At 37.6% G+C, this 13,953-nt stretch carries 11 protein-coding genes and 1 pseudogene; 2 read left to right on the top strand and 10 right to left on the bottom strand.

The window, feature by feature from the left end; genetic code table 11:
- Nucleotides 1-35: 35 nt before the first annotated feature.
- The 6 genes from NSQ08_RS03080 to NSQ08_RS03055 form a co-directional block, all read right to left on the bottom strand.
- Nucleotides 36-2,237, bottom strand: a complete 2,202-nt coding sequence (locus NSQ08_RS03080; RefSeq protein ID WP_340771408.1) for a hypothetical protein — start codon at nucleotides 2,235-2,237, stop codon at nucleotides 36-38.
- A 175-nt stretch (nucleotides 2,238-2,412) separates the two neighbouring features.
- Nucleotides 2,413-3,390 (bottom strand): ornithine cyclodeaminase family protein, encoded by a 978-nt coding sequence (locus tag NSQ08_RS03075; protein WP_340771404.1) that lies wholly within the window; start codon nucleotides 3,388-3,390, stop codon nucleotides 2,413-2,415.
- 19 nt (nucleotides 3,391-3,409) lie between these two features.
- Nucleotides 3,410-4,462: a proline racemase family protein gene (locus tag NSQ08_RS03070; RefSeq protein ID WP_340771401.1), complete on the bottom strand. Its 1,053-nt coding sequence runs from the start codon at nucleotides 4,460-4,462 to the stop codon at nucleotides 3,410-3,412.
- Nucleotides 4,463-4,874: 412 nt separating this feature from the next.
- A complete protein-coding gene (gene lhgO, locus NSQ08_RS03065; RefSeq protein ID WP_340771398.1) occupies nucleotides 4,875-6,077 on the bottom strand; it encodes an L-2-hydroxyglutarate oxidase in 1,203 nt (400 codons plus the stop codon).
- Between the two features lie 58 nt (nucleotides 6,078-6,135).
- A complete protein-coding gene (gene glaH, locus NSQ08_RS03060) occupies nucleotides 6,136-7,074 on the bottom strand; it encodes a glutarate dioxygenase GlaH (RefSeq protein WP_340771393.1) in 939 nt (312 codons plus the stop codon).
- A 528-nt stretch (nucleotides 7,075-7,602) separates the two neighbouring features.
- Complete coding sequence (locus NSQ08_RS03055; protein ID WP_001225455.1) at nucleotides 7,603-7,956, bottom strand: DUF3870 domain-containing protein; 354 nt, start codon at nucleotides 7,954-7,956, stop codon at nucleotides 7,603-7,605.
- A 240-nt stretch (nucleotides 7,957-8,196) separates the two neighbouring features.
- On the opposite strand from NSQ08_RS03055, the gene NSQ08_RS03050 reads away from it, so the two are divergent.
- Nucleotides 8,197-8,412 carry a YflJ family protein gene (locus NSQ08_RS03050; protein ID WP_159146282.1) on the top strand — a complete coding sequence of 72 codons (216 nt, stop codon included), beginning with the start codon at nucleotides 8,197-8,199 and terminating at the stop codon, nucleotides 8,410-8,412.
- 462 nt (nucleotides 8,413-8,874) lie between these two features.
- A complete protein-coding gene (locus NSQ08_RS03045; RefSeq protein ID WP_001273686.1) occupies nucleotides 8,875-9,375 on the top strand; it encodes a DinB family protein in 501 nt (166 codons plus the stop codon).
- Between the two features lie 201 nt (nucleotides 9,376-9,576).
- Here NSQ08_RS03045 and NSQ08_RS03040 read toward each other — a convergent pair whose 3' ends face one another.
- The 4 genes and pseudogenes from NSQ08_RS03040 to NSQ08_RS03025 all read right to left on the bottom strand — a co-directional run bounded on the left by NSQ08_RS03040 (nucleotide 9,577) and on the right by NSQ08_RS03025 (nucleotide 13,880).
- Nucleotides 9,577-10,530, bottom strand: a complete 954-nt coding sequence (locus NSQ08_RS03040) for a TRM11 family SAM-dependent methyltransferase (protein WP_078422021.1) — start codon at nucleotides 10,528-10,530, stop codon at nucleotides 9,577-9,579.
- A gap of 172 nt (nucleotides 10,531-10,702) precedes the next feature.
- Entirely contained in the window at nucleotides 10,703-12,295 is a 1,593-nt protein-coding gene (locus tag NSQ08_RS03035; protein WP_340771378.1) for an N-acetylmuramoyl-L-alanine amidase, read from the bottom strand.
- 224 nt (nucleotides 12,296-12,519) lie between these two features.
- Nucleotides 12,520-12,772, bottom strand: a pseudogene (locus tag NSQ08_RS03030) (hypothetical protein); the annotation flags it as partial.
- A 58-nt stretch (nucleotides 12,773-12,830) separates the two neighbouring features.
- Complete coding sequence (locus tag NSQ08_RS03025; protein WP_340771373.1) at nucleotides 12,831-13,880, bottom strand: M42 family metallopeptidase; 1,050 nt, start codon at nucleotides 13,878-13,880, stop codon at nucleotides 12,831-12,833.
- Between the last annotated feature and the right edge of the window lie 73 nt (nucleotides 13,881-13,953).

The raw sequence follows: 13,953 nt of genomic DNA, 5'->3' as shown, positions 1-13,953 counted from the left end.
AAAACTAATTTACACCTTTTGAGACAAAACCGTTTCTATCCTCTCCGATAAACACTCTCCTGCCCATCCACCTTCATTCGTAATCGATCTTCCGCCAACGTTAACTCTACTTTTTTGTATTCACCTGAGTTTTGTTTGACCGAGATGATATATGTATTATCCCCACTCTTCGGTTCAGAGCTTATATAGAATTTATGTTGTGGAAGACGGCCGCCTGGCTGTTCCTTTGCGATAATTAATTCACCGCTTTTATCTCCTTCACTTAATACAAAAGTTATGCCATCCCCACCGGTAGTATTGATCCAGTCACCTTCTACCTGTGTGAATGGTATCGTTGTTTTCGTGCGATTAGATTGTTCACGTTTATCATTTTGTCCTGTATACGTTTTTTTCTCATCAACAGGCTCATAATTGTTCATAAACTCTTCTTTCGTCATTCGTTTTAGCGAGAGGTTTTCTTCTTGATGCCCTAGTCTTATTAACTCAATCTCCTCGTCATCTACTACATTCACCTGAACATTAAATGGTGTGAATGTTTCTAAATTAGATTTCACCTCATAAATGCGTAAACTAATTTTCTTCTCATCAATATTTTGTTCTTTAAATAAGTATGTAACGTTTTTTTCACCGTTATAGAGTGTTATTTCGCCTTTTTTATCTCCAGTTACATTAATCCCTACATAACTAGGATCACTTGTATCTACCCAATAACCATCTATATCCGCTAATGATGCGGTGCTTAGTTGTGTAGTTTGCGCTTCCATATTTTCGCTAGTTTCCACCGGAGTTGTGATTTTATCATCACCTGAGAAAAATAACATTTTCACCGTAAGCAGCGCAACTGCTACACCGATTACTCCCGTAATGCCTAACAACACGAAATCCTTTTCTTTTTTACTATCCGCTTGTTTTGGAGCTAGCTCATCATTTTCAAGATTACTGCCACATGCGACACAAAACCTTTCTCTTCCAGACCTTTCCTTACCACAATGTCCGCAAAAACGATTTCGCCCTTTGTCTGGATTCACACGTTTTAACAATTTATCTATCATGCCTTGTCCAACTAATGTTCCATTAAATGCATTCAAAGCGGTTTCTTTCTGTTCTGGGGTCATGCTCCCCCACTGTGAAGAGTCTTTAGCTTTAGCCGTATCTCCATCCAAACTAGTTTTTGCATAGTCGTGCGCTTCTACATTCACCGATTCCGCATCTGAGCCGTGATACGATAAATTATTCGTTACATCTCCGTCTGGCACCGTTCTTACATGGCCTTTCACTGCTACCATTTCTGTATTCACCGGCTTTGCATCCGGACCATGATACGATAAGTTATTCGTTACATCTCCATCTGGCACTGTTCTTACATGGCCTTTCACTGCTACCATTTCTGTATTCACAGGCTTTGCATCCGGACCATGATACGATAAGTTATTCGTTACGTCTCCATCTGGTGCCGTTCTTACATGGCCTTTCACTGCTACCATTTCTGTATTCACAGGCTTTGCATCGGGGCCGTGATACGATAAGTTATTCGTTACGTCTCCATCTGGCGCCGTTCTTACATATGGTTGCACATTCGTTCCCTTAGCTATATGCGCCTCTGAAGAATGTACAACTGTTTCTCCTGTCACAGCGTGTCCATCAACCACTCCTGGTTCTGCGACATACACATCTCCACCAACATGCATTTTTAAAAATGGCAAAATGAAAGAAATAATAATAAGAGGTACACTTCCCATAATTCCAAGAGCTGCATAACTACTATAACTATGTCCATACAACCAAATTAACGTTGCTCTTATACCAATAAAGCCTAACGCCGAAACGATAATAGACTCCATTACTTTACTAGGTGAAGAATCGTAGGCTAAAGACGCACTAGTAGGATCGAAACTCATTCTGGCTAATAAAATAGCCGCAATTCCATATACAAGCAATCCAGCTAAGAAAGGCCTCCAATTTTTTAGCACAAACTGAATTCTCATAAAAAAGAGAACGAGCATAACAATAAAAATAATTGGTGCTAAAAACGGAAGAATTGCCGCTATTATGCCTAATATGAGCATGAAAAATAACATTTTCTTCAATAACTTAAATGATGTAATAATAAAAAATAAAAATAGTCCAAAACCAAATAATCCTGGATGGATATATCCTAAAAATAAAATGATAGGAAATAATGTTATCGCTATTTTATGATGGTTGGTTTCTTTCTGACTTGCAATCCATTCCTCCATACTTTATACTCCTTTCTTAATTGTTTCATAAACCGTTTTCATCCTTATAGATTATATAACGCCTTTTGTAATTTATATATATACATTTTAAATAAAATAAATCTGTAATTCGCCCGCAACCAATCCCAAAGCGGCGCCACACCCCACCAAAAAAAGACCACCAAAAGGCAGTCTCTCACAACTGAATCATAGTACCCACTCCACACTCCACCGCTTTCTCATACAAATACTTCGCGACGATAATATCCACTACCGCCAAACCTACTGATTTGAAAATAGTAATCTCTTCATCATTCTCTCTACCAGCTTTTTCTCCGCTTATAATCTGACCAAGTTCGGCGTGGATGTCGCTCGCTTCAAATAATCCTTCTTTTATAGGAACTTGAAGGTCACCCGTTTCTTCTAGTGCTGCTTCTTTTGATTCGACTACTACTTTGTTTGCGTTAGCGATGGCGTGAGATGGTAGTTCTTGCATGCTCGGTCTGAATGAACCGACGGCGTTTATGTGGACGCCTTTTTGTAGTTTTTCTGAGAAGACTGGTGTGGATGCATTCGTTGTTGTGACGATGATGTCCGCTTCGCTTATTGCTTCATTTGGATCTCTGTAGACGTACGCTGGTTTGCTGAATTTTTCTTGTATATATTGCGCAAATGCATACGCTTTTTCTTCTGTTCGGTTGTATAAATTGATTTTTTCGATGCCCCTAACAGCGAGTACAGCTTCAGCGATTCCTTTCGCCTGTTCACCGGTGCCGATGATGCATAAAGTTTTTGCGTTATGACGAGCTAAATGTTTTGTCGCTACACCTGATAAGGCGCCTGTTCGAATCATCGTTAAGTACGATCCTTCTAAAAGCGCAAGCGGTTCTCCCGTTTGAAAGTCTGATAGCATAACAATTCCGTTTATCGTTTTCTTTCCTATCTTTTTATTATGCGGAGCTACCGTTACTACTTTTAAACCGAGCGCTTCGAGTCCTTCCGCTACTGAAGGCATAATTAATGCGGTATTTTGCTCGTTCGCAAATGGTAATGAACCGCGAATTGGTGTGATCGTTCTTTCTGCTGAAAATTCTTTTAAAGCAAGCGCCGCGTATTCAATGACTTCCTTCATATTTACTAAGTTTCGTTGTTCGTTCGCGCTTATGACTAGCATATCTTTCCACCTCCTCCTTCTACTCTAACAAAAATCCCCGATTCAAATCATCTCTCGGGTCTACAACGAACTGATGAAATCCTGTAATAAATGCATTCCCCGTTACTTTCGGAACGACAGCTTCATATGTATCTACCGCTGTTACCGACAATACTTCTCCCTCAAATTGGCCGTCAGTAATGCATTCGTGGATGAACATCTCTCTTTTTTGTAACGCATCTTTTTCAAAAAGAGTTGCGATTCTTGCGGAAGTTCCTGTACCGCAAGGAGAACGGTCCACTTGCCCATCAGCAAAGATCGTTACATTTCGTAAAGTAGCGTCTTTTCCTTTCGGTTCATCTGAGAAAATAACTCCGTATATTCCTTTTAAATCTTCTTCAAGTGGATGTTTTACTTCCATTTGACTTTCAATGTAGTGTTTAATTTTACCGCCCCACGTTTGAATTGCAGCTAAATCTTTAAAATCGACTTTCAAACCAAACTCTTTACTATCCACTACAGCGTAGAATGCTCCGCCAAACGCAATATCTACTTGAAATTCATAGTCATCTATTTTGATAGGAACGTCTTTTTTGTATACGAACGAAGGAACGTTTTCAAATGATACTGACTCTACTTCGCTCCCGTTAAATGTTGCGTACGCAATAACTTCCCCAGCAGGGCTATCGATAATGAATTTTTGTTTTTCACCTGTCACTTCAAACATACCTGTTTCAATTCCAACTGTAATAACAGCGATAATTCCGTGACCACACATCGTACTCCAGCCTTCATTGTGCATAAATAATACGCCAAAATCAGCATGAGGACTTGCAGGCGGAGTAATGATACAACCGTACATTCCGTGATGTCCTCTCGGTTCATACATAAGAACCTCGCGAAGATGATCCAAATGTTCCATGCAGTATGCGCGTCTTTCTAATTGCGTTTCTCCCTTTATCTCTGGCACTCCGCCCGTAATGATTCGAAGTGGTTCCCCAGCTACGTGAGCATCAATTGTCGTGTACACTTTACTAACCTTCATTTCTATCTCTCCCCTATATGTTAATACTATTTTCATTGCAAGTATCATGCCAACGCATAGAGTATAAAGTGAAACTTTAATCAGTGGGGGGCTTCATCCCCCACTGATTATTAGCCCACACCAATCGGACTTTTACGGGCAGCCAGACCCACAAATAGCGGGATAAATCTGTATACATTTTTCAAAAAAACATACACTACTGTCTACTTTTTTATACAGTAGACAGTTGGCGACCATTAAGCTACAACCAACCCCACACTCCGCAAAAATATATCAGCGATTATCTAATTATATCGACCGCAACTCCGAATATATCGGCGATTCGACACAACTTATCGACTTACCGACAAATTCCGCATTCTCACACCGGTTAACCTACAACCAATCCCACAACCGGTCTACCCGAGAACACCCGGGCATCCAAACCTAAAAAAATCCCCCAAAAACCTCAGGGGACCCATCAAACCCTAACCGCCACCACATCCGGCACTTGCTTAGCAATCTCCTCACCAATCTTTATACTAGCCGTTGCCGCTGGAGATGGCGCATTACAAATATGCAGAGAATTGATGCCAGGGATAATACAAAAGTCATCAACCATATTTCCGTTTGATAAAATGGCTTGTGCCCTTACACCTGCATGAGTTGGCACGATATCTTTTTCTGTAAGTTCTGGTATTAGGCGCTGTAAGCTTTTTAGGAATGATTGTTTACTAAATGAGCGCACCATTTCTTTTATGCCTTCTTTCATATTTGGCATCGCCATTTTCCAAAAGCCTGTGTATGTCATTGTTTCCATGAAGTCTTTTATATCGAAGTCCGTTTTCGTATAACCTTCTCGCTTAAAGCTTACTACTGCATTCGGTCCTGCATGTACGTCTCCGTTTATCATTCTTGTGAAATGAACACCTAAAAACGGAAATTCAGGATTTGGAACTGGATAGATTAAATGTTTTACAAGATGGCGTTTTTCTGGGACAAGTTCATAATATTCACCACGAAACGGAACAATTTTCATATCCGTTAATATCCCTGTCTTTTTCGCAATGCGATCACTATGTAAGCCGGCGCAGTTAATGAGAAATTTCGTTTTAAATGTGCCTTTGTTTGTCTCAATTGTTACGGCGTCTTTTTTCTCCGTAATACGCTCTGCGGCTGTTCCTAAATGTACTTCTCCCCCGCTTTCTTGAATTAAGCGAGCAAATGCATAACTTACTCCTTTATAATCAGCAATCCCACAAGAAGGAACACGGATTGCGCCAAGTCCCTTTACATGCGGTTCAATTTCAGCTAATTCTTCCTTATCTATTTTTAGAATATGTAAATCGTTTTGTAAGCCTCTTTCATATAAGTTATGTAAAAGAGGAAGTTCGTCCTTTTCTGTAGCGACAATTACTTTTCCGCACATGTCATAAGCGATGTCATTTTCTTTACAAAATTGAACCATAGCTGCGTTTCCTTCTTTGGCAAACTTCGCTTTATAACTCCCTGGTTTATAATAAATTCCAGAGTGAATTACTCCGCTATTATGTCCAGTTTGATGATGTGCAAGTTCCTTTTCTTTTTCAATGATCGCGATTTTCGCACGAGGGAATTTTTTCGCTAAAGCCATTCCCGTCGAAAGCCCCACAATTCCTCCGCCAATAATTATAAAGTCATACATCCTACTTCCCCCTTAATATGATGAAAGGCAGGCCTTTTTTAAGACCCGCCATACAAACTTATTTAGAAAAACAACCACGTTGACGCATTAGTTCTCTATATAAATCTTTATTTTTCTCAAATGCAGCTCTTCCGTGCATCCAAAATAAGTTGTTTAAAAGAACTAAGTCACCAATTGGTAATTTCAATGCATGCGTTGCTGGTGAGTTTTCAACAGAATATGATAAGTCTTTCAGATAGTTTGCTTGTTCAATATTATCTGGATAAGCGAACTGATCAATAAAGCAAATACATGGTGCGTTATTCACATCAAAAAATGTTTCACGATAGACGATTTCTTGCGCATTTTTACTTGGTGGTGCTTTATACGTAACCTTAACAGATGCGAGCGAATGATTTCTAAATTTATGAAGATCTTCCCAATCGTCTAAATGTAGTAAACGGGATTCTCCTCCTACTGCATTTTGCTCTTCAATTTTCATCATAAGAAGCCAATCTGTCGGTTCATCAACGAATGTACCGTCTGTATGAAGTGTAAACAATCGGTACGCTTGACGAAGGTAAGAATCACTACTATCCGTATCTTTCACATTAAATCTAGCATAATACGTTCCTGTCATTGCATCAAAGTTTGGCTCCCCGATTAAATGTGTTAATGCTGTTGCAAATTTCACGTAGTCTGCTGGATCTGACGTTTCACCTTGTACCCCAATTGTAAATCCGCCCGTTTCACGGTCATGAACAATGCCGCGAATGTTATCCATAAATGATTGCCCAAAAATCTTTCTCATTCCATCCGCAAGATTAAACCGAGAATAAGGAATGTATTGTAATGACTGCTCTGAATGCTCTTTTACCTCTTTAAAAAACTGCTTAAGCAATTGCTGATTTAACACAATATGGTATAAACGCTTATGCTCTGGATGAGGAGCAATTTCATACCCCTCATATTTCTTTGCAAATTTCATCTTCGTACTTTGTTCTGTAATAATCGACATTTCAATTCCTCCCTAATTTAAATATGAAGAACTTATTGACGTTTTTTACAGACAGTTATCCTTATCTTCTTATGCTGAGATTCGGTCTTACTGCCCTAACATCGAAAAAGCCAGTCATACGCATCCACGACATAAAATCGTAGAAACGTACAACTGGCTCATAATTACGAGTGTTCTTTAATCTCTTAAAGTACAATAATAATAGACAGTTTGTATGAAAATATTTGTAAAACAGGAAAGCAAGATCGAATATAGAGAAGGCTAATTTCTCGTATGGATCTTATTAATTAAATAATAATTCAAAATATTCTAACTGTCAATTCGTTTTTTATTATTTTCTCTACATACTTTATACGTTTTAAAAATCCCCTTACTTTCTACGCACCCTCTTTTTTTCATCTCTTGTTTTACAACTTACACTTCATTTAACTTTTTCATAGTTCTTGCCTCCTCAATAAAATAAGCCAGTCATATCTCTTTAAAAGAAATACAACTGGCTCTCGTTTATGGTTGTAAACTAGATAGTTTTTATGGTGTTGTTTCCTCGTACTCTCCCCTGGGCTGTTCATCATTTAAATAACTTACATATTGGCGATGTAAATCTTTCACCGCACTGACGATAGCATTTTGCGCTTTTCCTTGATAATGGTCCGTAATATCTTGAACGATTTCCTCAATACCATCTTGCAAACTATGTCCTCTCAACATTTGAGCGACGAAGTCTCTACCATGCTCTGTCGCAAGCGTACATGACGCTTCAATAATGACATGATATTTATGATCTGCCTCAATTGTAATTGTTAGTGTCTCGTACATACTGCGAACAGCCATCCCTTTCGGAAGTCTCGAATGCCCTGCCATAAAAAAAGTCCCTTTACGCATATTTCATCCTCCATTACTATGTTAAGAGCCAGAAAAACAATGTACACATTTGCATTGAATTTTACTACCCTTATCCTTATAGCTCGTACTTTTGCTAAAGAAGCTCAAGTGGAAAGAAGTTACTCTCTTCATTTTCAAACATAAATCTGGGCTTACAGCGAGGCTAATCACTGTCATCCGATAATAAGTTAATCATAATAAAAATAAACTGAATATTCAATATTAAACTCCGCAAATTTCATGAATAAAAAAAGAAAATTCTCTCACCCAGGCACATATACTGTTCAAAAGAAAAAAGGAAGTGGTCTCATGTATTACGGAACGAAAGGCTGGTACGTAGCTGAGCTAAAAAAATTAGGTGTTCGCTATCATGAAGGACGAAAACTAGAAAGTTACCGCGCACACGTATTACGCAATTTATTAATCGCACAACAAGAGAAGACGAAAGAAGAGTAATTTACTAACAAAACAACTCTCGAGATATATCGTCTATTCAACAAATCCCGTCAAATCTCCCATCTAAACTACCAACTAATCACACATTGATACAAACCCAAAAAAGATCACCTACACAGGCATGCCCATCAACTTAAGAATTCAGAATCACCACAAAATGAAAAAATAAGCTTTTTTGTCACAAGTGTAGCTTTGTAAAAAAGATTGATTAAAAACATCAAACCTCTATAGATTTCTTAGAGGTTTGATGTTTTCTTGTTGGATATTTATGTTAATCTAACAATAAACATTGTGAAGAAATGTACTTCAACTAACGGGGCAGGTTAGTTGAAGATTGCTTTGACCTTTGTTCAACAATTGGGCCATTTAGTTGAAGATCTCATCAAATAAGTAATGATATTTAAAGGAATAATTCATTCTGATAAAGAACATTAAAAAACGTGATGATAAGGAGGCGATTGTATGGCAAATCATGTAGAAAATCTATATAACTATCATGTATGGGCAAATCAACGGATTATTGATCATCTTAAGACACTTTCTCCTGAGAAATATCAAAAGGAAATGAAAAGTGTCTTTTCTTCTGTTTCAAAGGTTTTATCTCATCTCTATTTGGTGGAATATGGATGGCTTCATACCCTTGAGGGTCAGAGTATGAATGAAGCAATGCAATCTTCATTTCAAATTCAAGAAAAGATTGAGAAACTGCCCATTGAAGACTTAGAAACGGAATTTCACACTTTAACATCCCGGTTTAAAACCTTTTTGAACAGACAGGAAGATATGGAAAAGAGAATAATGTTGGATAATCCATGGGCAGGATTAAGAGAAACAAGTATATCTGAAATGGTCTTACACGTTGTGAATCACGGAACCTATCATAGAGGGAATATTTCAGCTATGTTACATCAGTTGGGTGATTCTTCAGTTATGACTGATTATGCTTTTTATTGGTATTCTTGAAATGTTATTCATTAAGGCTCAGTAAAATAATCAAACTTTTTTATAAAAATCTCATACTTAGCTAAAAAGAGTAACTCCATTTTGATCAATCTTTATTCAAAATGGAGTTTTTGTATTTGTTGTTAAATAAAAAAGGATAATCAGCCTCATAATGGACTAACTATCCTGTAATTTATTAATTTAATAAACGGGTGACCTTTCCTATTCACAAACAAGAATTTGTCTAGAAAATGATCCTTTTCTTGTGATACAGCGATCTGTAATTTCAAATCCTGCTTCATGGATCATGTCGTCCATTGTTTCCATCGTGACAACGACTACCTTTTTTGCAATGCGGCGCGCACTTGAAAGAATTGAGAGTTGATCTTCTGGCGTTGCGTGCGTAAATAGATCGTACGGCATATCGATAATTGCAACGTCGTAGTTCTCAGTCAGTTCTTCAATCGGTCCTTTTGTTACTGTTCCTTCAAACCCGAAATGTGCGATGTTTTTTCTCGTTCCAAGAACCACAAGTGGATTTATATCTCTACCAACGATGTTAATTCCCATAGAAAGTGCTTCTACTACTACTGTTCCAATTCCGCAGCACGGGTCAATCGCTCGTACTCCCTCTGGGTTTGGTACAGCGATATTTGCGACAGCTCTAGCAACACGTGTGCTCAATGATGTCGAATAGCTATGCGGTTTTTTTATGTGATGATACCAAACCGGATCACTTTCTACATAGTGTCCGAAGTACCAGCGTCCTCCAAGAGGAACAATCCCGAATACACGCTCTGGATTACGAACATCCGCTTCTCCTTCAATATGCATACCGAGGTCTCGTTCAATAAGGCGTCTTTCTCCATATTCAATTTTATTTTCTTTACCAAGATCATTGATTTTAACGAAGATAACTTTGAATGTCGCTCCCGCTAAATCAATTTGTTCCACTTGTTCTAAAATGCTTTCTAAGTCGTCCCCTTCATACATAACCTCGACGCGCTCTTTAATAAACGGACTTCTACTCGGAGCAATCTTGACTTCACTTTTTAAAATATTAACGTGAGACTCCATTCCAAAGAACGAGCGCATTTCCAAGTAACATAAAGCACGCTCCTCTTCGCGAAATGCATACGTATATATACATGCAGGTGTTTTACTATGATTACTCAATCTATTATCATCCTTTATCGTTTAAAATTGTTATGATCAAAATTACTCAAATACTTTTTCATATAAAATTAAATGATATCATATGCCCGAAATAAAGAGAAACCTTTATAATTTGTTTTATAAATAAAAAGAGACTGCCTCTCGGCAATCTCTTCCATAATTTTTTCTATTATTAACGATAAGAAGATACATCGTTACCTTGCCATTCATAGTAATCTAGAATACCAGAATAAATTGCTTCTGCTGCACGTTGTCTCCATTGTTCAGTAGCTAGTTTTTCACCTTCGCCTTTAGCATCGATGAAACCTAGTTCAGCTAAAATAGCAGGCATTGTATTGTATTTCACTACATAGAAGTCTTCTGTTTTTACACCTCTATCATTTGATTGAAGTGCTTGTACTAAACGTTTTTGTACTTTTTCTGCTAGTACACGGCTCTCTTCTGAATTTGGATTTGATGCTGATCTGTAGTAGAACGTTTCTGTTCCTTCTACTTGTTCATTAAACCCGTTTGCATGAACACTCACAAAAATATCACCTTTATTTTCTTGCGCAAATTCTATACGTTTTTTCAAAGATTCACCAGAGGTATTTCCTGGACGTGTATCATCATTACGTGTTAATAAAACAGTAAATGGTGTCTTTTGTTCAAATAGTTTTTGTACGCGTAAAGATGTATCTAATACGATAGCACTTTCATCCATTTTCACACCAGAATGCCCTGGATCAACCCCGCCATGCCCCGGATCAATAATAATCGCTTTTCCTTCTAAGAAGTTCCCTTGTTTCGCTGGGTTCAATTGGTTTTTATCAACCCATTGGAAACCACTAGTTGTACGGATGCGAATCCAGCTGCCGCTTTCTTCAATAACAGTTACTTGTTGTGCTCCATATGTACCTAGTACTTTAAAAGTATGGGTAGTCCCTGCATATGTAGTGAATCCTTCCTTAATAGCTTCTGTTTTCTCTACTAAAGGTGTCCATTTATCACCGTTACTTGTTGCAATTTTGATCCATCCATCTCGCTCTTCTTTTACTTCAACCATTTGTGGATCATGCTGATTTGCACTAATCCCAGATGTTAATGATGGTCCGTGATATGTAATGAATTTTCTATCCATATATATTTTCTTTGTTTCTACTGGACGATTACTATTCTTTCCAAATTTATCTGTTTGAGCAGTAAGCTGAGCTGCCTGTTCACGTGTAATAGAATTATCTGGTTTCCAGCCGTCACCTGTACCTAAAGAAAGTTTTAATTCTACTAAAATATTTACTTCTTCTTTACCCCAATGATTTTCTAAATCAGCAAATTTTGTAGGCGCTGTTCCGGTTACTTGGCTTTTCAATTCATATGCCCTTACAAGCATAGCCGCCATTTCAGCACGAGTTACTTGTCCTTCAGGATCAAATACTCCCGGTCCTCGGCCTTTAATAATATCCTTTTTTTCAATCGCTGCAATATATTGAGCTGCCCAATGATTTTTTGAATCATTAAAAGATGGCTTCGCGTTTGGATCCACTTTAACGCCAATTGCTGTTGCGATAATCTTTGCCGCCTGAGCACGTGTTAAATTTCCTTGTGGCATAAAGTTACCATCTGGCATACCATTAATTACATTTCTCTCTACTAAATAATAAATCGCGTCTTTCGACCACGCATCGTCTGAAACATCAGGAAATTTCTTCGTTTCTGCTAAACTACTAATTGGATGTGCTAGTAAATTTGCTGCTAATATACCTGCGGCTATTGCTTTGTACTTCATGAAAAATAAATCTCCTCTCGAAACTTCATATTTATACAATTTCTCCCATTAAACTAACTATAAAGTATTAACTAATAATTAATCCTTTCATAGTTTATAACATTATATATCTATAGTAAATACGTTTTCCCTTCACATAACAAAAATCGTATATATATAACTGATAATGAATGTATATAAAAAAGCGATTAGTACATAGTACTCTAATCGCTTTTCCTAATGTATTATTTAAAATTTTCTTTAATATATATTCCCTTCCTCCAAAGAAAGCTTTACCTGATCGATCCTTTCTGCTTTTCCCGTCTCAAGATTTGTTTGGAAAGTCGAGAAATACCATATTCCTTCTCCATTATCATAATTCCCTATAAGGAACTTCCCTTTATCTAAAGCTTTAAAACAAGTTCCTGCAATACCTAGGTCACCTTCGCCAATTTTCACTTCGAGTACTTTTCCTTTATGAATATAAAAAACTTGCGCTAATGAAAAGCTGATTAAAAATAATATTTTCAATCAGCCCTCTCTATTTGCTATGAAATTATTCTTCAATTAAATTAGACATTACATATGCATAAACAAGCGCTTCCGTATGTGCAATCGAGCTTTCATGCGTACGCTCAAATGCGTGAGAAGAATCAATACCCGCTCCAATTAACGCATGTTTCACATCAAATCCGGCGCGAATCGCAGCTGATGCATCTGATCCGTAGTATGGATAAATATCCACTTTATATTCAATAGCGTTCGCTTTCGCCAGTTCAACTAAATGTTTACGTAAAGCGTAATGGTATGGACCGCTAGAGTCCTTCGCACAAATGGATACTGTATATTCATCAGATGCTTGTCCATCACCTAACGCTCCCATATCAACTGCTAAATATTCTACCGTTTCCTCTGGGATATTTGAGTTTCCACCGTATCCAATTTCTTCATTATTAGAAATTAAGAAATGTGTTGTATATGGTAATGTTACCTTTTCATCTTGCAATCTTTTAATTAGTTTTAATAGAATTGCTACACTTACTTTATCGTCTAAATGACGTGATTTTATGTATCCACTCTCTGTAATTTGTACGCGTGGATCAAATGAAACGAAGTCTCCTACTTCAATTCCTAACTCACGTACTGCATCTGCTGAAAAGACACGCTCATCAATACGCACTTCAATATTTTTCTCATCGCGCTTCGCTTCCCCTGCATCTTTGTACACATGGACAGAAGTTTGATGCATTAAAATTGTACCTGTATACGCCTTACCGCTTGACGTTTCAATTTCGCAATATTCCCCTTCTACAGAGTTCCAGCGAAATCCACCAATCATAGATAGACGAAGACGACCGTCAGGCTTAATCTCTTTCACCATTGCACCTAACGTATCAACGTGTGCAGTTAATAAACGATGCTGCTCATCATTCTTTCCTTTAACCGTTAAAATAAGAGCGCCTTTATTATTACGCTTCGTCTCTACATTCCACTCGCTTACATAGTTTTCAATAAAATTAATAATTTTCGCCGTATTTCCAGATGGACTTGGAATAGAGACAAGCTCTTTAATTAATTCCATCGTTTCTTTTGCATGATGTGCCATTGTCGTTTCCTCCTCATTCTCTCTACTATTCAGTATACAAAATTTACTATAAAACCTCTACTAATATAGTTTA

The organism is Bacillus sp. FSL E2-8887 (assembly GCF_038007205.1).
Taxonomy (GTDB): domain Bacteria; phylum Bacillota; class Bacilli; order Bacillales; family Bacillaceae_G; genus Bacillus_A; species Bacillus_A mycoides.
The sequence above is the reverse complement of the archived record's forward strand: the minus strand, read 5'-3'. Positions and strand labels throughout refer to the sequence as shown.

Bases quoted from the DNA above. Each gene is read 5' to 3' on its own strand.
- NSQ08_RS03055 (WP_001225455.1), bottom strand. From the start codon at position 7,956: ATGCGTAAAGGGACTTTTTTTATGGCAGGGCATTCGAGACTTCCGAAA.
- NSQ08_RS03050 (WP_159146282.1), top strand. From the start codon at position 8,197: ATGAATAAAAAAAGAAAATTCTCTCACCCAGGCACATATACTGTTCAA.
- lhgO (WP_340771398.1), bottom strand. From the start codon at position 6,077: ATGTATGACTTTATAATTATTGGCGGAGGAATTGTGGGGCTTTCGACG.
- NSQ08_RS03075 (WP_340771404.1), bottom strand. From the start codon at position 3,390: ATGCTAGTCATAAGCGCGAACGAACAACGAAACTTAGTAAATATGAAG.
- NSQ08_RS03080 (WP_340771408.1), bottom strand. From the start codon at position 2,237: ATGGAGGAATGGATTGCAAGTCAGAAAGAAACCAACCATCATAAAATA.
- NSQ08_RS03070 (WP_340771401.1), bottom strand. From the start codon at position 4,462: ATGATACTTGCAATGAAAATAGTATTAACATATAGGGGAGAGATAGAA.
- NSQ08_RS03025 (WP_340771373.1), bottom strand. From the start codon at position 13,880: ATGGCACATCATGCAAAAGAAACGATGGAATTAATTAAAGAGCTTGTC.
- glaH (WP_340771393.1), bottom strand. From the start codon at position 7,074: ATGTCGATTATTACAGAACAAAGTACGAAGATGAAATTTGCAAAGAAA.
- NSQ08_RS03045 (WP_001273686.1), top strand. From the start codon at position 8,875: ATGGCAAATCATGTAGAAAATCTATATAACTATCATGTATGGGCAAAT.
- NSQ08_RS03035 (WP_340771378.1), bottom strand. From the start codon at position 12,295: ATGAAGTACAAAGCAATAGCCGCAGGTATATTAGCAGCAAATTTACTA.